The organism is Streptomyces sp. NPDC029956 (assembly GCF_055574655.1).
In genome coordinates, this window is record NZ_JBVHZJ010000017.1 from 19,135 (window position 1) to 40,833 (window position 21,699).

Below are 21,699 nucleotides of genomic sequence, written 5' to 3' on the forward strand. Positions count from 1 at the left end.
CCCCTCCCTCATGTCTCCCGCGATCAGGCGGTGAGGCGGGCGAGCGCCTCGTCGACCGTCAGTTCCTCGCGGTCGCCCGTCCGGCGGTCCTTCAGCTCCACGACGCCCTCCGCCGAACGGCGGCCCGCGACCAGGATCTTCGGGACGCCCATGAGCTCCGCGTCGGTGAACTTGACGCCGGGCGAGACGCCCGCGCGGTCGTCGACCAGGACGCGGAGGCCCGCGGCGGACAGCTTGTCGGAGACCTCCAGGGCCAGCTCGATCTGGAGGGCCTTGCCCGCGGCGACGACGTGCACGTCGGCCGGGGCGACCTCGGCCGGCCAGCACAGGCCCTTCTCGTCGGCCGTCTGCTCGGCGAGCGCGGCGACGGCACGCGAGACGCCGATGCCGTACGAGCCCATGGTCACGCGGACCGGCTTGCCGTTCTGGCCGAGGACGTCGAGCTTGAGGGCGTCGGCGTACTTGCGGCCCAGCTGGAAGATGTGGCCGATCTCGATGGCGCGGTCCAGCTTGAGGCCGGTGCCGCACGTGGGACACGGGTCGCCCTCCTGCACGACGACGACGTCGACGTACTCCTCGACCTCGAAGTCACGGCCCGCGACGACGTTCTTCGCGTGCATGCCGTCCTTGTTGGCACCCGTGATCCACGCGGTGCCGGGCGCCACGCGCGGGTCGGCGATGTACGTGACCTTCTCCAGGCCCTGCGGGCCGACGTAGCCCCGTACGAGGTCGGCGCGCTCGGCGAAGTCGGTCTCGGTGACCATCTCGACGGTCGCCGGCGCGAAGTGCTCCTCGACCTTGCCCAGGTCGACCTCGCGGTCGCCGGGGACGCCCACGGCGACGATCTCGCCGTCGACCTTCACCAGGAGGTTCTTCAGCGTGGCGGAGGCCGGGACGCCGAGGGAGGCCGCCAGGGTCTCGATCGTCGGGGTGTCGGGGGTGGGGATCTCCTCGGCGGCCGGGACGGCGGAGCCGTCGACCGTCTGCAGCTCGTAGGAGATCGCCTCGGTGTTCGCCGCGAAGTCGCAGTTCGGGCAGTCGGCGAAGGTGTCCTCGCCGGCCTCGGCCGGGGCCAGGAACTCCTCGGACTTCGAGCCGCCCATGGCGCCGGCGGTGGCCGCGACGATGCGGTAGTCGAGGCCGAGGCGCTCGAAGACCCGCTGGTAGGCCTGGCGGTGCAGGGCGTAGGACTGGGCCAGGCCCTCGTCCTCCGTGTCGAAGGAGTACGAGTCCTTCATCAGGAACTCGCGGCCGCGCAGGATGCCGGCACGGGGGCGGGCCTCGTCACGGAACTTGTTCTGGATCTGGTAGAGGATGACCGGCAGGTCCTTGTACGACGAGCACTGGTCCTTGACCAGGAGCGTGAAGATCTCCTCGTGCGTCGGGCCGAGAAGGTAGTCGCCGCCCTTGCGGTCCTGGAGGCGGAAGAGCTCGGCGCCGTACTCGTCCCAGCGGCCCGTCGCCTCGTACGGCTCACGCGGCAGCAGCGCGGGGAGGGTGACCTCCTGCGCGCCGATCGCGTCCATCTCCTCGCGGACGATGCGCTCGATGTTGGTGAGGACCTTCTTGCCGAGGGGCAGCCAGCTCCAGATGCCGGCGGCGGTGCGGCGCACGTAACCGGCGCGGACGAGGAGCTTGTGGCTGAGGACCTCGGCGTCGGCCGGGTCGTCGCGCAGCGTCTTCGCCATCAACTGGGACATGCGCTGGACCGGTGCGTTGGCCATGGTTCTCGTACTCCTGCCGGGTAAGGATGATGGCCCCGAGATTAGCCGGGCCTCCCCGGGTCGGAGAAATCAGTTCCGGCGCTTGAGCGGCAGGGACGCGCCCATGACCGCGTACGGACGGACGGCGCTCGGGAAGTGCACCTGGCGGGCGAGGTCCTGGTAGCCGAGGGAGCGGTAGAGGCCGCGGGCCGGGCTGTCGGTGTCGATCGCGGAGAGGATCGAGCGCGGTTCGGCGGCCCCGTCGGTGATGGTGGTGATCAGTTCACGGCCCACGCCGCGGCCCTGGTGGGCCGGGTGGACGTGGAGTTCGGTGATGACGAAGGAGTCCTGGAGCCAGTCGGCGGTGCCGGTGGCGCGCAGGTACGACTCGACGACGGTGGACCACCAGTGGCTCCGGTCGTTGGGCATCCCGTACACGAACCCGACGAGCTTTCCCTCGGGGGTGGTGGCCCCGTAGGCGCGGGCGCCTGGGTTCAGCAGGTGGCGCAGCACGATGTGGCGGCGTACGGCGATCTCGTCCTGGTCCAGGCCGAAGGCGAGCGCCTGCACGGCGAGTGCCTCGTCCACCCGGGCGGCGAGATTGACCGGCCCGATCATGACCTCTGCGTCATCCATGCGGCGCACCCTACAAGCGGCCGTGGCCTCAGAACAGCACGCTCATGAAGGCACCGGTCTCCTGGAAGCCGACACGGCGGTACGAGGCCCTCGCCGGGGTGTTGTAGTCGTTCACGTACAGGCTGACCACGGGCGCGACGTCCGCAAGGGCGTACTGGAGGACGGCGGCCATGCCCGACTCGGAGAGGCCCTTGCCGCGGTGCTCCGGGGCGACCCAGACGCCCTGGATCTGGCAGGCCTGGCGGGTGGCGGCGCCGATCTCCGCCTTGAAGATCACCTTGCCGTCCTCGATGCGGGCGAAGGAGCGGCCTGCGCCGACGAGTTCGGCGACCCGGGCCTGGTAGAGCAGTCCGCCGTCGTTGGCGAGCGGGGAGATGCCGACCTCCTCGGTGAACATGGCCACGCACGCGGGCATGATCACGTCCATCTCGTCCTTGCGGACGCGGCGCACGAGCGGATCGGGCGCGACGGTCACGGAGGGCTCCTCGGCGACCATCAGCGGCTGCCGGGCGCGGACGTCCCGCGCGGGACCCCAGCTCGGCTCCAGGAGCCGCCACAGCTCGGTGGTGGGCTCGGCGGGCCCGACGATCGAGGAGCAGCGGCGGCCGGTCCTCCGCGCACGGTCGGCGAAGGCGCGGACGGCCTCGGGCGTCGCGCAGAGCGGCACGAGGTTGGCGCCGGAGTAGCAGAGCGACCGCAGCCGGCCCTCGCTGTACCAGCCCCACATCTCGCCGCCGAGCCGCCAGGGATCGAGCCCGGCGACCTGGACGCGGGCGGTCACGAAGGCGTTCTCGACGGGGGCGCTCTCCAGAACGGCGAGTGCGGCGCCGAGGTCGGCGGGTTCGAGCACCCGGGTGGCGGGTTGTGTCAGCACGAGGGGGCCTCACCGTACGGTTCTACGTGGTCTCCGCACTTTACCCCTCTCGCCTGTGGCGGGGCCCTCCACGGACGCGAAGCCCCCTCCTCCCCGGAGGGAGGAGGGGGCTTCGGGAGGAGCCGGGAGCCGGCCTCGTGGGGAGCCGGGAGGCTCAGCCCGCGACGGCGACCGACGGCTCGCCGCTGGCGACGCCGTCCTTCTCCATCTGCTCGGCGATCTTCAGGGCCTCTTCGATGAGGGTCTCGACGATCTTCGACTCGGGGACGGTCTTGATGACCTCGCCCTTCACGAAGATCTGGCCCTTGCCGTTGCCGGAGGCGACGCCGAGGTCGGCCTCACGTGCCTCGCCGGGGCCGTTGACGACGCAGCCCATGACGGCGACGCGCAGCGGGACGGTCATGCCGTCGAGGCCGGCGGTGACCTCCTCCGCGAGCTTGTAGACGTCGACCTGGGCGCGGCCGCAGGACGGGCAGGAGACGATCTCCAGGCGGCGCTGGCGCAGGTTCAGCGACTCCAGGATCTGCATGCCGACCTTGATCTCCTCGGCCGGCGGCGCGGAGAGCGAGACGCGGATGGTGTCGCCGATGCCCTGGGAGAGCAGCGCGCCGAAGGCGACGGCCGACTTGATGGTGCCCTGGAAGGCCGGGCCCGCCTCGGTGACACCGAGGTGCAGCGGGTAGTCGCACTGGGCGGCGAGCTGACGGTAGGCCTCCACCATGATCACCGGGTCGTTGTGCTTGACCGAGATCTTGATGTCGCGGAAGCCGTGCTCCTCGAAGAGGGAGGCCTCCCAGAGGGCGGACTCGACGAGCGCCTCGGGGGTGGCCCTGCCGTACTTCTTGAGCAGACGCGCGTCGAGCGAGCCGGCGTTCACACCGATGCGGATCGGGGTGCGGGCGTCGGAGGCCGCCTTGGCGATCTCCTTGACCTTGTCGTCGAACTGCTTGATGTTGCCGGGGTTGACGCGGACGGCCGCGCAGCCGGCGTCGATCGCGGCGAAGACGTACTTCGGCTGGAAGTGGATGTCGGCGATCACCGGGATCTGCGACTTCCGCGCGATGACCGCGAGGGCGTCGGCGTCGTCCTGGGTGGGGCAGGCCACGCGCACGATCTGGCAGCCGGAGGCCGTCAGCTCGGCGATCTGCTGCAGCGTGGCGCCGATGTCGGACGTGCGGGTCGTGGTCATCGACTGCACGGAGACGGGTGCGTCACCGCCGACGGCCACACTGCCGACCTGGATCTGGCGGCTCTTGCGCCGCTCGGCGAGCCGGGTCGGGACGGTCGGGATACCGAGAGAAATCGCGGTCATCTTTTGTGCAACCTCAAGGTTGTGCGTCGGCGGGCTCAGGTCTCCGAGGTTACCGCCCCGGGGGCGGGAGGCCGGACACCGATGGGTCCGGCCCCCCTGCGGGCTACGTGATCTTCACCGGGTTGACGAGGTCGGCGGCGAGGACGAGCAGCGTGAAGCAGACGAAGATTCCGGCCACCACGTACGCGGCGGGCATCAGCTTCGCCACGTCGAAGGGGCCCGGGTCGGGGCGCTTGAAGATCCGGGCCGTGTGACGGCGTACGGACTCCCACAGGGCGCCCGCGATGTGACCGCCGTCGAGCGGCAGCAGCGGGAGCATGTTGAACAGGAACAGCGACACGTTGAACCCGACGAGCAGGTTCATGAACATCACGAGGATCGTCGTCGGCGGGGCCTCGACGGTCATCAGTTCACCGGTGATGCGGGCGGCGCCGACGACGCCGACCGGCGAGTCGTCCGCGCGCTCGCCGTCCCCGAAGGTGGCGTCCCACAGGCCGGGGATCTTGCCGGGGAGGGCGATGACCGAGTGGACGCCGTTCTCCAGGAGGTCGCCCATGCGGTCGGTGGTCTCACCGAAGCTGAGGGGCGCGACCTCGGTCCTGGAGGCGAAGCCGAGGTAGCCAGCGTCGACGTACCTGACCGGCTGGACGACCTTGCCGTCCTCGTCCTTCGCCAGCACCTTGTTGGCGACGAGGCTGGGGTGCAGCTCGACGCGCTGCCCGGCCCGCTCGACGGTGATCGTCGCGGGGCCGATGGTGTCGCGGATGCGGTCGGAGAGGGTGTCCCAGTCGCTCACCGGCGTGCCGTTGAAGGCGACGATCTTGTCGCCGTCCTTCAGGCCGGCCTTGAAGGCCGGGGAGACGGGGTCGCCCGCAACGCACTTGTCGCGCTTCTCGTCCTGCTCGATCACGCACTTCTGGACGCCCGCGACCTGCGTCGTCTGGCCCTCGATGCCCAGCGTCATCATCGAGCCGAAGAACAGCGCCACCGCGAGGACCAGGTTCATGAACGGACCGGCGAACATCACGATCACGCGCTTCCACGGCTTGCGCGTGTAGAAGAGCCGGGTCTCGTCGCCGGGCTTGAGCTCCTCGTACGAGGCCTCCCGGGCGTCCTCGATCATGGAGCGCCAGGGCGAGGTGGAACGGGCCTCGATCTTGCCGTCCTCACCCGGCGGGAACATGCCGATCATGCGGATGTAGCCGCCGGCCGGGATGGCCTTGATGCCGTACTCGGTCTCGCCGCGCTTCTTCGACCAGATCGTGGGGCCGAAGCCGACCATGTACTGCGGCACACGGATGCCGAAGAGCTTGGCCGTGGAGAGGTGGCCCAGCTCGTGCCAGGCGATGGAGACGAGGAGGCCGAGGGCGAACAGCACGAGGCCCAGGATGTACAGGAGCATTTCGGTCATGCGCGGGCCTCCGCTGTTGCCTTCGCTGCGAGCTCTCGGGCCCGGGCGCGCGCCCAGGTCTCCGCTTCGAGGACGTCCGGCACGGTGAGGGAGGTTCCCGCGGCGGGAACGCCGTGCTCCGCGACGACCGCTGTGACCGTATCCATGATTCCGTTGAACGGCAGCCGTCCGGCGAGAAACGCCTCGACGCACTCCTCGTTGGCCGCGTTGAAGACGGCGGGGGCCGTGCCGCCCAGCTCGCCGACCTGCCGGGCCAGGCCCACCGCCGGGAACGCCTCGGTGTCGAGCGGGAAGAACTCCCAGGTGGAGGCCTTGCTCCAGTCGAAGGCCGGGGCCGCGTCCGGGACCCGCTCGGGCCAGCCGATGCCGATGGCGATCGGGCCGCCCATGTCGGGCGGGGTGGCCTGGGCGAGCGTGGAGCCGTCGGTGAACTCGACCATCGAGTGCACGTACGACTGCGGGTGGACGACGACCTCGATGCGGTCGAACGGGATGTCGTAGAGGAGGTGCGCCTCGATGACCTCCAGGCCCTTGTTCACCAGGGTGGCGCTGTTCACCGTGATCACCGGGCCCATGGCCCAGGTCGGGTGGGCGAGCGCGTCCTCGCGGGTGACGCCGGCGAGCTGCGCGCGCGTACGGCCGCGGAACGGGCCGCCCGAGGCGGTGACGACCAGCTTGCGGACGTCGGCACGGGTGCCCGCGGCGAGCGCCTGGAAGAGGGCCGCGTGCTCGGAGTCGACCGGGATGATCTGGCCGGGCTTCGCGAGCGCCTTCACCAGGGGGCCGCCGACGATCAGCGACTCCTTGTTGGCGAGGGCGAGGGTACGGCCGGCTTCGAGGGCGGCCAGGGTCGGCGCGAGGCCGATGGAGCCGGTGATGCCGTTCAGGACGGTGTGGCACGGCGAGGCGGCGAGCTGGGTGGCCGCGTCGGGCCCGGCGAGGATCTCGGGCAGCGGCTCGGAGCCGTACAGCGCCTTCAGGGCCGTACGGAGCTCCTCCACCACGTCCTCGCGGGCCACGGCGACCGCGGCGACCTTGAGCCGGTGCGCCTGCTCGGCGAGCAGCGCGACCCGGCCGCCCGAGGCGGCCAGGGCGGTGACCCGGAAGCGGTCGGGGTTGCGCAGCACCAGGTCGATGGCCTGCGTGCCGATGGACCCGGTCGAGCCGAGGACGACGATGTCCCGGCGTCCTTCGGAGACGTCGAAGGCGATATGGGGGTCGGCGAGAGGAGAGGGGCGGTCGCTCATGCCCCCCATTCTTGCCGCAAACGCCGTGCGGTCTTCACGGGGGCGGGCTTCACGGGGTGTGGACGAACGTGTCGAAGACCCGGTGGAAGTCCGGGAACGTCTTCTTCACACAGCCGGGGTCGTCGAACGTGATGCCGGGCGTGCGCAGGGCGGTGACCGCGAAGGACATGACGATCCGGTGGTCGCCGTGGGTGGCGATCTCCACCGGCCCGGTGGGCGTGCCCGGGTGGATCTCGATCCAGTCGGGGCCGGTCTCGACGGTGATGCCGAGGCGGCGCAGGTTCTCGGCACACGCGTCGAGGCGGTCGCACTCCTTGACCCGGGTGTTGGCCACGTCCTCGATGCGGACCGGGCCGTCCGCGAAGGGCGCGATCGCGGCGAGGGTCGGCATCGTGTCGGAGATGTCCCGCATGTTGACCGTGAGGCCGCGCAGGGTGCCGGTGGAGCGGACGGTGGTGCCCGTGTCGGTGATCTCGACGTCGGCGCCCATGCGGCGCAGCACGTCGACGAAGCCGAGGTCGCCCTGGAGGGCGCCGGTGCCGAGACCGGGGACCGTGACGGAACGGCCGGGTTCGAGGGCGGCCGCGGCGAAGAAGTAGCTGGCGGTGGAGGCGTCGGGCTCGATGCCGTACGTCCGGGCCCGGTAGCCGGTGGGGGCGACGCGGTACGTACGCCCCTCCTGGCGGATCTCGGCGCCGAAGCTCCGCATCATCGCCAGGGTGATCTCGACGTACGGCTCCGAGACCAGGTCCGTGACGGTGATGTCCAGGCCCTCGGCGGTGAGCGGGCCCAGCATGAGGAGGGCCGTCAGGTACTGGGAGGACTGGCCGGCGTCGAGAGTGAGCGCGCCGCCCTTCACGCCGTGGGCATGGACGTCCAGGGGATGGTGCCCCTCCTGCCCTCCGTGCCGCAGGTCGACACCGAGCTCGCGCAGGGCGGTGCTGAGCGGGCCCAGGGGGCGCCGGCGCATCTGGGCGGAGGCGTCGAAGCGGTACGTGCCGTGGCCGGCGGCGGCGAGGGTGGGCAGGAAACGGGCGGTGGTGGCGCCGTCACGGCAGTAGACGTCGGCGGAGTCCGCGCCGGGGCCGGCGGGGCGGCCCTCGATGTGCCAGGCCTCGCTCTCGCGGCGGACGGCGTAGCCGAGTGCGGTCAGCCCCTCGGCGAAGCCCTCCGTGTCGTCGGAGACGAGGGGCCGGAGGAGGGTGGTGGTGCCCTCGGCCGCGGCGGCGAGGAAGAGCGCGCGGGCGGTGACGGACTTGGAGCCGGGGATGTGGATGACGGTCACGGGGCCATCCTGCCGGGCTTTCCCGTCCGGGCGGCCGGCGTTCCGCATGGCGGAACGCCCCGTCCGCGCCGGGGCCGCCCGCGCCGGGCCACTCGGCTCGTCCCGTCGACCCGCGCCGTCCGCCCGTCCTCTCGGGCCGTCGGTTCACCCGGTACGTCCCTCGTCCCGCACGCCCCTCACCCCGAGGTCGCCGGTACGACCGCCACCCCGGTCAGGAACCTGAACTCACCGCCGGAGGAGAGCACCTGCTGCTCCCCCGTCGCCGGGTTCACCCGGAACAGGGTCCCCACGCCGTTCAGGGCCTCGTTGTCGGTGACCAGCAGGCTGCCGTCGGCCTCGACCGCGAGCGCGCGCGGGCCGACGAAGCCGCCGCCGGAGGCCACGGTGGTCTGGGCCCCGCTGACCGGATCCACCCTGATCACGCCGCCGCCGAAGCCTGCGAAGGCATTGGCGTCGGCGATCAGGATGCCGCCGTCTTCGGCCACGGCCAGCCCGATCGGGCTGCGCAGTTCGCCTCCCGAGGTCACCGTCGTCCGTGCCCCGGTGACCGGGTCGACCCGGACCACACGGGACGAGAGGTCCTCGCCGCCCACCATGGCCTGTTCGACGACGAGGATCGTGCCGTCCGGGGCCGTGCACAGCTTCACGGGCCGTGGCGGAGTGTCGCCCTCTCCGTCGCCCCGGGACAGGACGGTCTGCTCACCCGTGGCGGGGTCGACGCGGAGCACCGCGCCGGAACCTCCGGAGAAGGCGTCGGCGATCAGGATGCGGCCGTCGGCCTCGACGGCCACGTCGGCCGGCGTGGCGAACGTTCCGCCCGACGTCACCTCGACCTGTGTTCCGGTGCCCGCGGGCAGCCGCAGCAGGGCACCTGTCCCGGGGAAGAACCGGTCCTTGCTGACCAGGACGCTGCCATCGGCCTCCAGGGCGATCCCACTCGCCCCCTGGAGGTCGCCGGCCACAGAGAGCAGGTGCTGCTCCCTGGTCGCCGGGTCGACGCGGAACACCGCGCCGGCACAGCCGAAGGCCCGGGAGTCGCTGAGCAGGATCGTGCCGGCGGGGAGGCGGTCCAGGGCGGCCATGGCAGCTCCTCGGAAGTGCGGTAGGGAAGGGGGACGGGGCCCCGCCACTGCGGGTCCGGTGAGCGGGGGCACCCCTGGACGGGGCAGTGGGCGTGTGACGACAGGACCTAGGAAGGGCGGCGCTCGATCGGGTCGCCCAGTCGGACCTCGGCCCATTTGGCCGGAGTTCCGTCCTGTGCCTCGACGCACAGGTAGAGGCGGCAGGTCACGGCGTCGTCGCTGAGGGCGGCGAGCTGTCCGAGCCGTCCCGCCTCGGGCAGCCGGGCGGTGGTCTCCGGGGGCTCGGCCCGCAGCGGCACGAGCTCGATCTGCGCAGCCTTCGCGGAACCGAAGGTTCCGCCGACCTCCGCCGCGGACGTGGCGCGCAGACCCACGTCGCCCTGGCTCTGGGCGATGACTCCGGGACCGTCCTTGCTCTCCCCCACGACTCCCGCGCCGGTCGCCCTCGACACCCCGTGAACACCTTCACTGAAGAGCGTCTCCCCCCGCACACCGGTCTCCCCGCGGCCGCGCACACCGCACCGGGTCCCTCTGCCGACCACGCCGATCTCGCCGAAACCGGCCACTCCCGGGGAGTGCGCGTCGGCGTCGCCGATGCCGAGGACACCCGCGCGCGTCTCCCGCTCCTTGGCCTCGTCCCGGGGGGCCGGCCGGGCGTATCCGGCGACCCCGGTCACCCCCAGTCCGACCACGCCGCTGGTGTCCTCTGGGGCCGTTTCGGCCATCGCGTCGGTGTCCGCCATCGTGGGTCTCCTGGTGTCCCGGTGTTCGTGGAGTTGCCCCACCGACGCTAGGAGCGGCCCCGGACGGCGACCACCGGAGCTGCTCCAGGCGGCCGAGCCACCCGCCGGGCCGTCAGGGGACGCGGCGGTGGACGTTCTCCTCGGTCGACGGGCCCGGGGTCGCGTCCGCGATCCATGGGCCCGCGTCCCCCGGGTCCACGATCCCCTGCTCCAGCCACGTGTACCGGCCCGCCAGGACCCCCTCGGCGACCCGCCCGTCGACCTCGTCCGTGTTGGACCAGAGGCGTCCGAACAGCTCCTCGGTCCGCAGCCGGGCCTGCCGGCAGAACGCGTCCGCGAGCTGCTGGGCCTCCCGCCCGTGGTCGCCCGTGGTGCGCAGCAGTTCGGCCCGTACACAAGCCGCGCTCATCGCGAAGAGTTCCGCGCCGATGTCGACGATCCGGCCGAGGAAGGCCTGCTTGAGCTCCATCCGGCCCTGCCAGCGGGACATCGCGTAGAAGGTGGAGCGGGCGAGCTTGCGGGAGGTCCGCTCCACGTACCGCAGGTGCCCTGCCAGCTCTCCGAACTCGGCGTACGAGCGCGGCAGTTGCCCGGGACCCGTCACGAGTCCCGGCAGCCAGCGGGCGTAGAAGCCGCCTGCCCGCGCACCGGCCTTCGCCTTGTCGGCGAGCGACTTTCCGGGGTCGATGAGGTCCCCCGCGACGGAGAGGTGGGCGTCGACGGCCTCGCGGGCGATCAGCAGGTGCATGATCTCGGTCGAGCCCTCGAAGATCCGGTTGATCCGCAGATCGCGCAGGACCTGTTCGGCGGGGACGGCTCGTTCACCGCGGGCGGCGAGAGAGTCGGCGGTCTCGTAGCCGCGGCCGCCGCGGATCTGGACGAGTTCGTCGGCGATGAGCCAGGCCATCTCGGAGCCGTACAGCTTCGCGAGGGCGGCTTCGATGCGGATGTCGTTGCGGTCCTCGTCGGCCATCTGGGAGGCGAGGTCGACGACCGCCTCCAGGGCGAAGGTGGTGGCCGCGATGAAGGAGATCTTGGTGCCGACGGCCTCGTGCCGGCCGACCGGTCCGCCCCACTGTTCGCGGACTCCCGCCCACTCGCGGGCGATCTTCAGACACCACTTCCCGGCGCCCGCGCAAGCGGCGGGGAGGGAGAGACGGCCGGTGTTGAGGGTGGTGAGGGCGATCTTGAGGCCGGCGCCCTCGGGTCCGATGCGGTTCTCGGCGGGGACCCTGACGCCGTGGAAGCGGGTGACGCCGTTCTCGAGGCCGCGCAGACCCATGAAGGCGTTGCGGTGCTCGACGGTGATGCCGGGCGAGCCGGCCTCGACGACGAAGGCGGTGATGCCGCCGGGATGCCCGTCCGAGGCGGGTACGCGGGCCATGACGACGAGCAGGTCGGCGATGACACCGTTGGTGGTCCAGAGCTTCACGCCGTCGAGGACGTACGTGTCCCCGTCGGGTACGGCCGTGGTGGCCAGCCGCGCAGGGTCGGAGCCGACGTCCGGCTCCGTGAGCAGGAACGCGGAGATGTCCGTACGGGCCAGCCGGGGCAGGAAGGCGTCCTTCTGCTCCCGGGTGCCGAAGAGTTTCAGCGGCTGCGGTACCCCGATCGACTGATGCGCGGAGAGCAGGGCGCCGACCGCGGGGCTCGCGGAGCCGACGAGCGCGAGGGCCCGGTTGTAGTACAGCTGGGTGAGGCCGAGGCCGCCGTACTTCCGGTCGATCTTCATCCCGAGCGCGCCGAGCTCCTTGAGTCCGGCGAGGGTCTCGTCGGGGATGCGGGCCTCGCGTTCGATGCGGGCGCCGTCGATCCGGGTCTCGCAGAACGCGCGGAGCGAGGCCAGGAAGGCCTCGCCGCGGCGGGCGTCCTCGTCCGCGGGGAGCGGATGGGGATGGACGAGGTCGAGCCGGAACCGGCCGAGGAAGAGCTCCTTGGCGAAGCTGGGCTTGTGCCAGTCCCGCTCACGTGCGGCCTCGGCGGTCTGCCGGGCCTCGTGCGCGGTGACCTTGGGCCGCTGGGTGGGGGCGGACATGGACACCTCCTCGGTCTCACTGTCCGTCGTACCCGATTTCGGGAGGTTCGGACAGGCGGGAGACCCGACGGCGGCCCGGCTGCACGGCGAAAGGCCGCCGGGCTGTACGGCGAAAGGCGGCCCGAACCCCCGCACAGTGGGTTCGGACCGCCTGGTCTCGCGACGCGTACGCGTCGTCCTTAGAGGGCGAGGCCCGTCAGGACGAGGACGCGCTCGTAGGTGTAGTCGTCCATCGCGTACTTGACGCCCTCGCGGCCGACGCCGGAGCGCTTGGCGCCGCCGTACGGCATCTGGTCGGCGCGGTACGAGGGGACGTCGCCGACGATCACGCCGCCGACCTCGAGGGCGCGGTGGGCGCGGAAGGCGGCCTGGAGGTCGCGGGTGAAGACACCGGCCTGGAGGCCGAAGTCGGAGTCGTTGACCGCGGCGAAGGCCTCGGCCTCGCCGTCGACCTTGGTGATGGTCAGGACCGGGCCGAAGACCTCGGCGCGGGCCAGCGTGACGTCCGCGGGGAGCTCGGTGAGGACGGTCGGGGCGTAGGTCGCGCCCTCGCGCTTGCCGCCCGCGAGGAGCTTGGCGCCGGCGGCGACGGCCTCGTCCACCCAGGACTCGACGCGCTTCGCGGCGGCCTCGTCGACCAGCGGGCCGACGTCGGTGGCGGCGTCGGACGGGTCACCGGTGACCTGCGCCTCGACGGCGGCGACGATCTTCGGCAGCAGGCGGTCGTGGACGGAGGAGTCGACGATCACACGCTGGACGGAGATGCAGGACTGGCCGCCCTGGTAGTTGGAGAAGGTGGCGATGCGGCTCGCCGCCCAGTCCAGGTCCTCCTCGGAGGACCAGTCGGGGAGGACGACGGCCGCGGCGTTGCCGCCCAGCTCCAGGGTGCAGTGCTTGTGGGGCACCGACTGCTGGATGGCGTAGCCGACCGTGTCGGAGCCGGTGAAGGAGATGACCGGAAGGCGCTCGTCCTTGACGAGGGCGGGCATGCGGTCGTTCGGCACGGTCAGGATCGACCAGGAGCCGGCCGGCAGGTCGGTCTCGGCCAGGATCTCGCCCAGGATCAGGGAGGAGATCGGGGTCGACGGCGCCGGCTTGAGGATGATCGGGGCGCCGACGGCGATGGCCGGGGCGACCTTGTGGGCGCTGAGGTTCAGCGGGAAGTTGAACGGCGCGATGCCGAGGACGACACCCGTGGGGATACGGCGGGTCAGCGCGAGACGGCCCGCGCCGCCGGCCTCGGTGTCCAGGCGCTGGGCCTCGCCGGCGTTCCAGCGGCGGGCCTCCTCGGCGGCGAAACGGAACACGGAGACGGCACGGCCGACCTCGCCGCGGGCCCACTTGATGGGCTTGCCGTTCTCGGCGGAGATCACCAGGGCGATCTCCTCGGTGCGCTCGGCGAGCCGCTTCGACACGTGGTCGAGGGCGGCGGCGCGGACGTGCGCCGGGGTCGCGGCGAACTCGTCGACGACGGCGTGCGCGGCGGCGACGGCTTCCTCGACCTGGGCCTCGGTGGGCACGCTGACCTTGCCGACCAGACGTCCGTCGAAGGAGTTCGTGACGTCGAAGGTGGCCTCGCCGGTGGCCTCGCGGCCGGCGAGCCAGAAGGCGTGGGTGGTCGTCATTGCGTCCCGGCCCTTTCCGTATCGGGGGGTGCGAGCGATTGCTCTCGTGACACGTTAGGGCCGGGGCGGCGGACGTGGGCTTGTCCGGTGTGGAGTGGTGGGTCGGAACCTCTGTCCGAATTGGCCGAAGAGGAGGCTTCGCCTCGGGGGACGGGCCCGCTCAGGAGGCGCCGTACCGGCGGAGGACGTCGATCATCCGCGCCGTTCCGTCGAGACGATGAGCCAGACTCCGCCGACGACGATCGCGCCACCGAGGACGATGGGCCACGACAGCGCCTCGTCGAGGACGAGGGCGCCGAGGGCGACCGCGACGACCGGGTTCACGTACGCGTAGGTGGCGACCAGCGAGAGCGGTGCGGCCTGCAGGAGCCACGCGTACGCGGTGAAGGCGATCAGCGAGCCGAAGACGATCAGATAGCCGAGCGCGACCCACGACCGGGTCGAGATCTCGGCCAGGTCGAGGCCGTGCTGCTCGCCCCGGAACAGGCCGAGGGCCACGCCCGCGAGGCCACCCGCGATCATCTCGTACGCACTGGCCGTGAAGGGGTTCGCGGGCATCGGGAGGCGCGCCGAGGAGAAGGATCCGACGGACCACAGCAGGGTCGCGACCACGACGAGGACGACCCCGCCGACCTTCACCTCACCGCTGATCCCCGGCACGGTGAGCACGGCGAGTCCCACGAGCCCCAGAAGCACCCCGGCGAGCCCGCCGGCACTCGGGCGTTGGCCGGTCGCGGCCTTCAGGATCACGACCCAGGCCGGGACGACGGAGATGAGGAGGGCGGCCAGGCCGGAGGGTATGGAGGTCTCGGCGAGGACGACGAGGGCGTTGCCGCCGAGGATGAGGAGCAGACCGACGAGCACGGCCGACCCGAGCTGCCGTCGGTCGACCTTGAGGGCGGCGGGACCCTGGCGCCAGGCGATGATCCCGGCGAGGAGCAGGCCGGCGGTGACGAAGCGGAAGCCGGCGGAGAGGAACGGCGGCATCGTCTCGACGGCGATCCGGATGCCGAGGTACGTGGAGCCCCAGACGACGTAGACGATGCCGAGCGCGGCCCAGACGGCCCCGGTGATCCGGCGGGCCGGGACGGCGGTGGCGGCGGCGTCGACGACGGTCGTCGCAGCCATCGCGGTCGTCGCGGTGGTTCCGGCGGTCGCGACCGCACGCGCGGGGGCACGGGAGTCGGGCTCGGGAGCGACCTGGGGTACCTCGGGAGCCGGATCGACGGCGGGGCTTGTCATGAGCAGGAGAGTAAGGAGTAAAGGGCCCGATGACCAAGAGAATTGCCCGTATTCGGGCAGGCGGAGGCCGGTTGGCGGTCGCGTAGAGGCCGTTTTCGGGGAATGGCAGGATGTCCGCACCCCACCGCGGCAGCGGTGGACGGAGACGAAGAACAGGGGGACTCGCATGATCGTGCTCGCGTTGACCGGCGTCCTGGTGCTCGCGATCGGGGGATGCGTCTGCGTCGTGTGGGCGGCACGGGGCGGGCCCCGCTGGGTGCGAGGGGTCGCCGCCGTGACCCTGGCGCTCGGGAGCATGGTGCGCAGCAGCAACCGGCGGAGGAGCGTCGGGAGCGGGGACGGCGGCGGCGGGGACGACTAGGGTCCCTGCGGCGACGGGGGCGGAGACACCCGGCGGGCCGCGAGAGGCCGTCGCCCCGGGCGACCGCGGCGGGAGACCGAAGACCACCGGCCCCGCGCCCGGCGCTTGGCGCGTGGGGCGTGGCGCTACTCCGCGCCGCCCTCCCCCGTCGCCTTCAGCGCCAGCCACAGCTCCATCCGTACGTCCGGGTCGTCGAGCGAGCGGCCGAGGATCTCCTCCACCCGCCGCATCCGGTAGCGCAGGGTGTGCCGGTGGACGCCCAGGTCGGCCGCGGCCGCGTCCCACTGGCCGTGCCGGGAGAGCCAGGCGCGCAGCGAGGCGACGAGGTCGCCGCGGCCCGTCGCGTCATGGTCCCGGAGCGCGCGGAGCATCCCGTCGGCGAAGGCGCGGACGGCATCGTCGGCGAGGAGCGGCAGGACCGAGCCCGCCGCGAGGTCCTCGTGCTCGACGAGCGCCTTGCCGCGCCGCCTCGCCACCGAGAGGGCCTGTTCCGCCTGCTTGTACGCGGCGGCGGCCGTGATCGGGCCGGCGGGGGCCGAGAGACCGATGGTGAGGCCGGCGTCCTCGGCGTCCCGTTCGGCGTACCCCTCACAGGCGGCGACGACCGCGCCCGCGTCGCCCGCGAGGACGACGAGCCGCTGGTCGCTCTCGGGGACGGTGAGCACCGCCTCGCCCGCGCGTGCGGCCGCCGACTCCAGGGCCTCGGCGAGGACCTGGAGCGCCGGTTCGCCGGTGGGGTCGCCTCCGGCGGGTTCGGCGACGAGGAGCCGGAAGGGGGCGTCGAGCAGCCCGCCGTACACGTCGCCGGCCACCGCGCGCGCGTGGTCCGGCTGACCGGCGAGCATCATCTTCAGGACCGCGGCACCGAGCCGCTGTTCGGCGGCCTGGAGCGAACGGGAGCGTTCCGTCGTGAGGGTGAGCAGGGCGATCGCCGAGTGCACGGCGTACCGCTCGGCCGTCCCGAGGGGCGCGCCGGTGCCGACGGCGAGGGCGCCGCGCACGCGCCGTCCGGTGCCGAGCGACTGGAGCTCGACGCGGTCGTCCGTACCGCCGACGACGGCGCTCGCGGGCGCGGGCCGGTCGCGCAGCCGCTCGACGTCGGGGGTGAGGCGGGCGGCCCGGCGTGCCGCCCATTCGGGCCAGACGGCGACGACGGTGCCGGAGGTGTCGTAGAGCGCGGCCCAGCCGTCGACGTGGGCGGCGAGCCGGGCGACGACGGCCTCGGGGCCCTCGGCGAGCGCGGCGCGGGTCAGCTCGCGCTGGGCCTCGAATCCGGCGGTGACGGCGCGGTACTGGTCGGCGGAGATGGCCGCGGACACGGCCTTGCTGATGGCGAGGAAGGGGGTCCGGCGCGGCACTTCGAGGAGGGGCAGGTGCTCGTCGCGGGCGGCGTCGAGCAGGGCGGACGGGATCTCGTCGTAGTTGACGCCGACGGCGAAGCCGAGCCCCACGACCCCCGCGCCGAGCAGCCGCCGCACGTAGCGGCGCATCGCCTCCAGGTCCTCCGCGTCGAGGGTGAGCGCGGTGGTGAGGAGGAGTTCGCCGCCCTCCATGTACGGGACGGGGTCGCTGAGCTCGCTGACGTGCGCCCAGCGGACGGGGGTGTCCAGCCGGTCCTCCCCCGCCCGGACGACGAGCTTCAGGGAGGAGTGCTGGACGAGGGAGGCGAGGGTGGGCGGCATTGGGGACCGTCGGACCTTTGAGCGAGGGGCCGCCGCTCAGCCGAGCGGCGCCCCCGATTGTGCCAGGGCGGGGCGATGCCCGCTCCGGCTCGGGGACGCGCGGGTGGCACGCCGCGGGCGAGGGTGACGCGTCGGGGGCGATTACCCGACCGCCGGCCCCGCGCCTCGGCCCTCCCCGGCCATGCGCCTGCCCCGTCTCAGCCCCGCAGGTCCACGAGCAGGGGTGGCGTGTGTTCGCCGCGCACATGGGTGAGGGACAGGACGGCGTGCCCGGCGGGGACGTCGTGGGCGAGATCGGATGCCGACCACCGCTGTCGCTCCACTTCCCGTACGGTCACGGCCTCGGTGGTCACGGCCTTGCCCGTCACCAGTTTGCGCAGGGCGTGGAAGGCCCGGGTCATGGGCTGATCCGCGAACACGGTGTGGTGGGCCACCTCGGTGGTCTCCACCCGTTCGGTGCCCCACGCCTCCGCGAAGGCCCGGCCGTCCCAGGTGGGCAGGCCGGAGAAGGCCATCCGGCACCCGACGACCGCGAGGAGCGGCCCGTGCAGCGCCTCGGGGACCTCCGCGAGGGTACGGAGGGCGAGGACGACGGCCGCCTTCTGCGGTCGCAGCCGCTGGAGGGCCCGTACGGTCCCGGGCGTGAGCGCGCCGGCCGCGTCGTCGAGTGCCAGGAAGGCGGTGTGGCCGCGACCCGACCGGTCCCGGGTGACGGACTGGAACTGGGCGAGGAGCAGCCGGTTCAGGAGCCGCCCGGCTTCTTCGTGGCCGCCCTCCGGCAGACTGATCCGCACCCGCATCGGGTGCTGGGCGACGGCAGCCAGGGAGAAGGGCCGCACCTCGCGGCCGCCGCCGAAGAACTCGGCGAAGACGGGCCGGTCGAGGGCGGCGAGCCGGTCGGCGAGCACCGGACCCAGGTCGGTCGCCGTGCCGACCTGGCGGATCCGGGAGTCCAGCTCCCGGCGCATGGTCTGCGCACCGTCGGCGGGCAGCAGGTCGAGCAGCGCCGCGAGGGTCTCGGGGCGGGCTTCGAGCAGTTCCCGCAGGACCGGCACGGTCGGGAAGAACCCGTACGCGGCCCGGTAGGGGCCGATGAGCTGGGCGAGGACGGTCGCGGCGCGCCGGGTCTCCATGCCCTCCATGTCGCCGACGAGTCCCTCGGCGAGGAAGGCGGCCGCCTCGTCCGGGTCGGTGACCCCTGCGTACAGGTCGAGGTCGTACCGGGACGACGGGTCGCCGAGCCGGATCACGACGTCGTACGCCTCGTCGGGGCCGAGCGGGGTTCGGGCCGAGCCGACGACGACGACGGCGCACGCACCCGTGAGCGCCTGGAGGGTGAGGGACTCGACGACGGGCGCGACGAGGGAGCGGGTCTTGCCGGTCCCGGAGGGGCCCACCGCGAGGACGGAGGTGCCGACGAGTCCGGGGTCGAGCGCGAGACCGGCGCCGTGGTAGGCGTGCGGGGTGCGCTCGGCGGGCGCGTACCGGCCCATTCTGACCTGGCCCAGGAGCAGATCGTGGGTGGCCGAGCGGTGGGGCAGGTCTCGGTCGCCGGACGGGTGGGCGCCCGTGGCCGCGCCCTGGTCGATCAGCGTCCTCACGAGGGCGGCGCGGCGTACGGCGTCCTGGTCGGTGTCCCGCCAGGCGCGGCGGACGCGGGCGCAGTCGACGTCGTTCATGCGGCCGGTGGTCAGTTCGCCGACGAGCAGATCGGCGGCTCGCTGCTGCCCCGCTTCCCGCAGTTCGGGCCATTGGGAGCGGGGTACGCCGGGTCCGGGGTCGGGTGCCGGGGCGGTGGCACCGGCGGCCGCGCGGGCGCGCCAGGCCCGGAAGAGGCTCGCCCACTCGCCGACGCGGGCGAAGGGCCAGACCACGAGGGCGGTGATGAGCGCGTACAGCGGATAGACGAGGAGGGGGGATTCGAGGACGTCGTAGCCGCCCCCGACGAGGGAGACGAGCGAGAGCAGGGGCAGGCCGAGGGGCAGCGGGTCCCAGCCGAGGCCGAAGGCCTCCGGCCAGACGAACGCCAGGGCGATCAGGGCTCCGACACCCGCGAGCCCGGCGCGGACGGGCGCACGGAACCGGCCGAGGTAGTGACGGACGATCTTGCCCCAGGAGCCCAGCGCGGCGACCGCGCAGACGAGCCCGACGAAGACGACACCGCCGAAGACGGCGTGGGCCGCTTGGCCGTGCCAGTCCCGTGGCGCCGTGGTGCCGTGGTACCACCAGTCGCTCGGGGTGAGGGTCTGGAGCACGACGTACATGTACGGGAGCGTGCCGCGCCGGTAGGCCGACCAGATCAGCAGGCCGACGGCCACGGGGATCAGCATCCCGGCGACGGTGGCGGGGGCGAGCCGCGCGGGCCCGGCGGGCGGCGGCGGAACGTGCCGGAACCGCCAGATACCGAGCCCGGCCTTGGGGCGAGGAGCGTCCAGCCACTCGACGACGGGGTGCCTCACCCCGGGGGCCCCGGTGGGCCGAGGCGGGGCGGGCGGCGTGTGGGCGGGAACGGGCGGCACCGGCGGGAGGCCGGTCGGCGGCGGCGGGGTGGCCGGCGGATGCGCGGGCGGCCTGGCGGACGGCGAACCGGTGGCCGGCGGCCCCGCGGGACGCGGAACCGGCGGGGGGACACGTCTCGCGGGGGGTGGCGCCGCACCGCCGAACGGGTCGCGCGACTCGTACGTGCCGTCGGTCTCCATGAACCCCTGCCCCCTGAACAGCCAGGTCGCCGTCTCTGTGCCACCGTCAATCTAGTGGCCCGGGGACGCCCTGGAGGGGTTTCACCCACCCGTGTGCCCGGGCCGTGGTGGGACGGCCCGGGGACCCGCCCCGAGGCCCGCCCTGTCCATCCCGGACAACGACACACCCCCCACCACTCCCGATCGGCGCATGCCTCAGCCCCTCCCCCGCGCCTAGCCTGCGGAGGAAACCCGCAAGTGCGTCCAGAACACCCCCAGGAGCCCCGCATGAACGCTGTCCCGCAGGAGCGGCGCATCGTCACCGCCATCCCCGGTCCGAAGTCGCAGGAGCTTCAGGCCCGCCGTCTCGACACGGTCGCCGGTGGCGTGGGCTCCACGCTCCCCGTCTTCACCAAGCGGGCCGGTGGCGGCATCATCGAGGACGTCGACGGCAACCGCCTGATCGACTTCGGTTCCGGCATCGCCGTGACCTCGGTCGGCGCCTCCGCCGAGGCCGTCGTGCGCCGCGCCTCCGCGCAGCTCCAGGACTTCACCCACACCTGTTTCATGGTGACGCCGTACGAGGGCTACGTGGAGGTCTGTGAGGCGCTCGCCGAGCTGACCCCGGGCGACCACGCCAAGAAGTCCGCGCTGTTCAACTCCGGCGCCGAGGCCGTCGAGAACGCGGTCAAGATCGCCCGTTCGTACACCAAGCGCCAGGCCGTCGTCGTCTTCGACCACGGCTACCACGGCCGTACGAACCTCACGATGGCGCTGACGTCGAAGAACATGCCGTACAAGCAGGGCTTCGGTCCGTTCGCGCCCGAGGTCTACCGCGTGCCGGTGGCCTACGGCTACCGCTGGCCCACCGGCCCGGAGAACTGCGGCCCCGAGGCCGCCGCCCAGGCGATCGACAACATCACCAAGCAGATCGGCGCCGACAACGTCGCCGCGATCATCATCGAGCCGGTCCTCGGCGAGGGCGGCTTCATCGAGCCGGCCAAGGGCTTCCTGCCGGCGATCGTGAAGTTCGCCAACGACAACGGGATCGTCTTCGTCGCCGACGAGATCCAGTCCGGCTTCTGCCGCACCGGCCAGTGGTTCGCGTGCGAGGACGAGGGCATCGTCCCGGACCTCATCACCACCGCCAAGGGCATCGCGGGCGGTCTGCCGCTCGCCGCCGTCACCGGCCGCGCCGAGATCATGGACTCCGTCCACGGCGGCGGTCTGGGCGGCACCTACGGCGGCAACCCGGTGGCCTGCGCCGGCGCGCTGGGCTCCATCGAGACGATGAAGGAGCTCGACCTCAACGCGAAGGCCCGGCGCATCGAGGAGGTCATGAAGGCCCGCCTCACCGCCATGCAGGAGAAGTTCCCGGCCATCGGTGACGTCCGCGGCCGCGGCGCCATGATCGCCATCGAGCTGGTCAAGGACCGCGACACCAAGGAGCCGTACGCGGAGGCCGCCGCCGCGCTGGCGAAGGCCTGCCACGCCGAGGGCGTGCTGGTCCTGACCTGTGGCACCTACGGCAACGTGCTGCGCTTCCTGCCGCCGCTGGTCATGGGCGAGGACCTGCTGAACGAGGGCCTCGACGTCATCGAGAACGCGTTCGCCCAGATCTGACAGAAGGTCCGGACACGGCGCCGGACACGGGTCCGGGGCCGGACCGGAGTGCGGATCGGACATGGGACCGGGTTCGCGTCCGGGTTCGGACCGGAGTTCGGATCCGGCCTCGGATCTGACACTCCGTGTGAAGACTGTGTGGGGGGCCGATGGCGGGACG

Annotated in this window: 16 protein-coding genes; 2 read left to right on the plus strand and 14 right to left on the minus strand. The window is 72.6% G+C overall.

Going from position 1 to position 21,699, the window contains the following annotated elements; translation table 11 throughout:
- Positions 1-23: 23 nt before the first annotated feature.
- The 12 genes from ACZ4XX_RS16085 to ACZ4XX_RS16140 all read right to left on the minus strand — a co-directional run bounded on the left by ACZ4XX_RS16085 (position 24) and on the right by ACZ4XX_RS16140 (position 15,195).
- The gene (locus ACZ4XX_RS16085) at positions 24-1,724 is read right to left on the minus strand and encodes a proline--tRNA ligase (RefSeq protein WP_468508545.1); all 1,701 of its coding nucleotides are present in this window, start codon (positions 1,722-1,724) and stop codon (positions 24-26) included.
- 69 nt (positions 1,725-1,793) lie between these two features.
- Positions 1,794-2,339, minus strand: coding sequence for a GNAT family N-acetyltransferase (locus tag ACZ4XX_RS16090; protein ID WP_468508546.1), 546 nt, complete (start codon positions 2,337-2,339; stop codon positions 1,794-1,796).
- A gap of 28 nt (positions 2,340-2,367) precedes the next feature.
- A complete protein-coding gene (locus ACZ4XX_RS16095) occupies positions 2,368-3,213 on the minus strand; it encodes a GNAT family N-acetyltransferase (protein ID WP_468508547.1) in 846 nt (281 codons plus the stop codon).
- A gap of 154 nt (positions 3,214-3,367) precedes the next feature.
- Positions 3,368-4,525: a flavodoxin-dependent (E)-4-hydroxy-3-methylbut-2-enyl-diphosphate synthase gene (gene ispG / locus ACZ4XX_RS16100; protein ID WP_030322406.1), complete on the minus strand. Its 1,158-nt coding sequence runs from the start codon at positions 4,523-4,525 to the stop codon at positions 3,368-3,370.
- A gap of 103 nt (positions 4,526-4,628) precedes the next feature.
- Entirely contained in the window at positions 4,629-5,936 is a 1,308-nt protein-coding gene (locus ACZ4XX_RS16105) for a M50 family metallopeptidase (protein WP_468508548.1), read from the minus strand.
- Positions 5,933-7,183: a 1-deoxy-D-xylulose-5-phosphate reductoisomerase gene (gene dxr, locus ACZ4XX_RS16110; RefSeq protein ID WP_468508549.1), complete on the minus strand. Its 1,251-nt coding sequence runs from the start codon at positions 7,181-7,183 to the stop codon at positions 5,933-5,935. Before dxr ends, ACZ4XX_RS16105 begins: the two co-directional genes overlap by 4 nt.
- A gap of 49 nt (positions 7,184-7,232) precedes the next feature.
- Positions 7,233-8,468, minus strand: coding sequence for a 3-phosphoshikimate 1-carboxyvinyltransferase (aroA, locus tag ACZ4XX_RS16115; protein WP_468508550.1), 1,236 nt, complete (start codon positions 8,466-8,468; stop codon positions 7,233-7,235).
- Between the two features lie 176 nt (positions 8,469-8,644).
- On the minus strand, positions 8,645-9,550 hold the full coding sequence (locus tag ACZ4XX_RS16120; protein ID WP_468508551.1) for a Vgb family protein: 906 nt from the start codon (positions 9,548-9,550) through the stop codon (positions 8,645-8,647).
- A gap of 107 nt (positions 9,551-9,657) precedes the next feature.
- Positions 9,658-10,293: a PE-PGRS family protein gene (locus tag ACZ4XX_RS16125; RefSeq protein WP_468508552.1), complete on the minus strand. Its 636-nt coding sequence runs from the start codon at positions 10,291-10,293 to the stop codon at positions 9,658-9,660.
- 112 nt (positions 10,294-10,405) lie between these two features.
- On the minus strand, positions 10,406-12,328 hold the full coding sequence (locus ACZ4XX_RS16130) for an acyl-CoA dehydrogenase family protein (protein WP_468508553.1): 1,923 nt from the start codon (positions 12,326-12,328) through the stop codon (positions 10,406-10,408).
- 179 nt (positions 12,329-12,507) lie between these two features.
- Entirely contained in the window at positions 12,508-13,953 is a 1,446-nt protein-coding gene (locus ACZ4XX_RS16135; protein WP_468508554.1) for an aldehyde dehydrogenase family protein, read from the minus strand.
- 192 nt (positions 13,954-14,145) lie between these two features.
- Entirely contained in the window at positions 14,146-15,195 is a 1,050-nt protein-coding gene (locus tag ACZ4XX_RS16140) for an EamA family transporter (RefSeq protein WP_468508555.1), read from the minus strand.
- 166 nt (positions 15,196-15,361) lie between these two features.
- On the opposite strand from ACZ4XX_RS16140, the gene ACZ4XX_RS16145 reads away from it, so the two are divergent.
- Entirely contained in the window at positions 15,362-15,556 is a 195-nt protein-coding gene (locus tag ACZ4XX_RS16145; protein ID WP_468508556.1) for a hypothetical protein, read from the plus strand.
- A 125-nt stretch (positions 15,557-15,681) separates the two neighbouring features.
- On the opposite strand, the gene ACZ4XX_RS16150 is transcribed toward ACZ4XX_RS16145, so the two are convergent.
- The gene (locus ACZ4XX_RS16150) at positions 15,682-17,238 is read right to left on the minus strand and encodes a PucR family transcriptional regulator (protein WP_468508557.1); all 1,557 of its coding nucleotides are present in this window, start codon (positions 17,236-17,238) and stop codon (positions 15,682-15,684) included.
- 197 nt (positions 17,239-17,435) lie between these two features.
- Positions 17,436-19,937 carry an ATP/GTP-binding protein gene (locus ACZ4XX_RS16155; RefSeq protein ID WP_468508558.1) on the minus strand — a complete coding sequence of 834 codons (2,502 nt, stop codon included), beginning with the start codon at positions 19,935-19,937 and terminating at the stop codon, positions 17,436-17,438.
- 267 nt (positions 19,938-20,204) lie between these two features.
- Here ACZ4XX_RS16155 and gabT point away from each other — a divergent pair, with 267 nt between their 5' ends.
- Positions 20,205-21,539, plus strand: coding sequence for a 4-aminobutyrate--2-oxoglutarate transaminase (gene gabT, locus ACZ4XX_RS16160; protein WP_468508559.1), 1,335 nt, complete (start codon positions 20,205-20,207; stop codon positions 21,537-21,539).
- Positions 21,540-21,699 lie beyond the last annotated feature (160 nt).

What these genes read in the sequence shown, in the direction of transcription:
- ACZ4XX_RS16105 (WP_468508548.1), bottom strand. Translation starts at nt 5,936, where the DNA reads ATGACCGAAATGCTCCTGTACATCCTGGGCCTCGTGCTGTTCGCCCTC.
- ACZ4XX_RS16145 (WP_468508556.1), top strand. Translation starts at nt 15,362, where the DNA reads ATGATCGTGCTCGCGTTGACCGGCGTCCTGGTGCTCGCGATCGGGGGA.
- ACZ4XX_RS16150 (WP_468508557.1), bottom strand. Translation starts at nt 17,238, where the DNA reads ATGCCGCCCACCCTCGCCTCCCTCGTCCAGCACTCCTCCCTGAAGCTC.
- ACZ4XX_RS16135 (WP_468508554.1), bottom strand. Translation starts at nt 13,953, where the DNA reads ATGACGACCACCCACGCCTTCTGGCTCGCCGGCCGCGAGGCCACCGGC.
- ispG (WP_030322406.1), bottom strand. Translation starts at nt 4,525, where the DNA reads ATGACCGCGATTTCTCTCGGTATCCCGACCGTCCCGACCCGGCTCGCC.
- ACZ4XX_RS16085 (WP_468508545.1), bottom strand. Translation starts at nt 1,724, where the DNA reads ATGGCCAACGCACCGGTCCAGCGCATGTCCCAGTTGATGGCGAAGACG.
- ACZ4XX_RS16125 (WP_468508552.1), bottom strand. Translation starts at nt 10,293, where the DNA reads ATGGCGGACACCGACGCGATGGCCGAAACGGCCCCAGAGGACACCAGC.
- ACZ4XX_RS16155 (WP_468508558.1), bottom strand. Translation starts at nt 19,937, where the DNA reads ATGGAGACCGACGGCACGTACGAGTCGCGCGACCCGTTCGGCGGTGCG.
- ACZ4XX_RS16130 (WP_468508553.1), bottom strand. Translation starts at nt 12,328, where the DNA reads ATGTCCGCCCCCACCCAGCGGCCCAAGGTCACCGCGCACGAGGCCCGG.
- dxr (WP_468508549.1), bottom strand. Translation starts at nt 7,183, where the DNA reads ATGAGCGACCGCCCCTCTCCTCTCGCCGACCCCCATATCGCCTTCGAC.
- ACZ4XX_RS16090 (WP_468508546.1), bottom strand. Translation starts at nt 2,339, where the DNA reads ATGGATGACGCAGAGGTCATGATCGGGCCGGTCAATCTCGCCGCCCGG.
- ACZ4XX_RS16120 (WP_468508551.1), bottom strand. Translation starts at nt 9,550, where the DNA reads ATGGCCGCCCTGGACCGCCTCCCCGCCGGCACGATCCTGCTCAGCGAC.
- gabT (WP_468508559.1), top strand. Translation starts at nt 20,205, where the DNA reads ATGAACGCTGTCCCGCAGGAGCGGCGCATCGTCACCGCCATCCCCGGT.
- ACZ4XX_RS16140 (WP_468508555.1), bottom strand. Translation starts at nt 15,195, where the DNA reads ATGACAAGCCCCGCCGTCGATCCGGCTCCCGAGGTACCCCAGGTCGCT.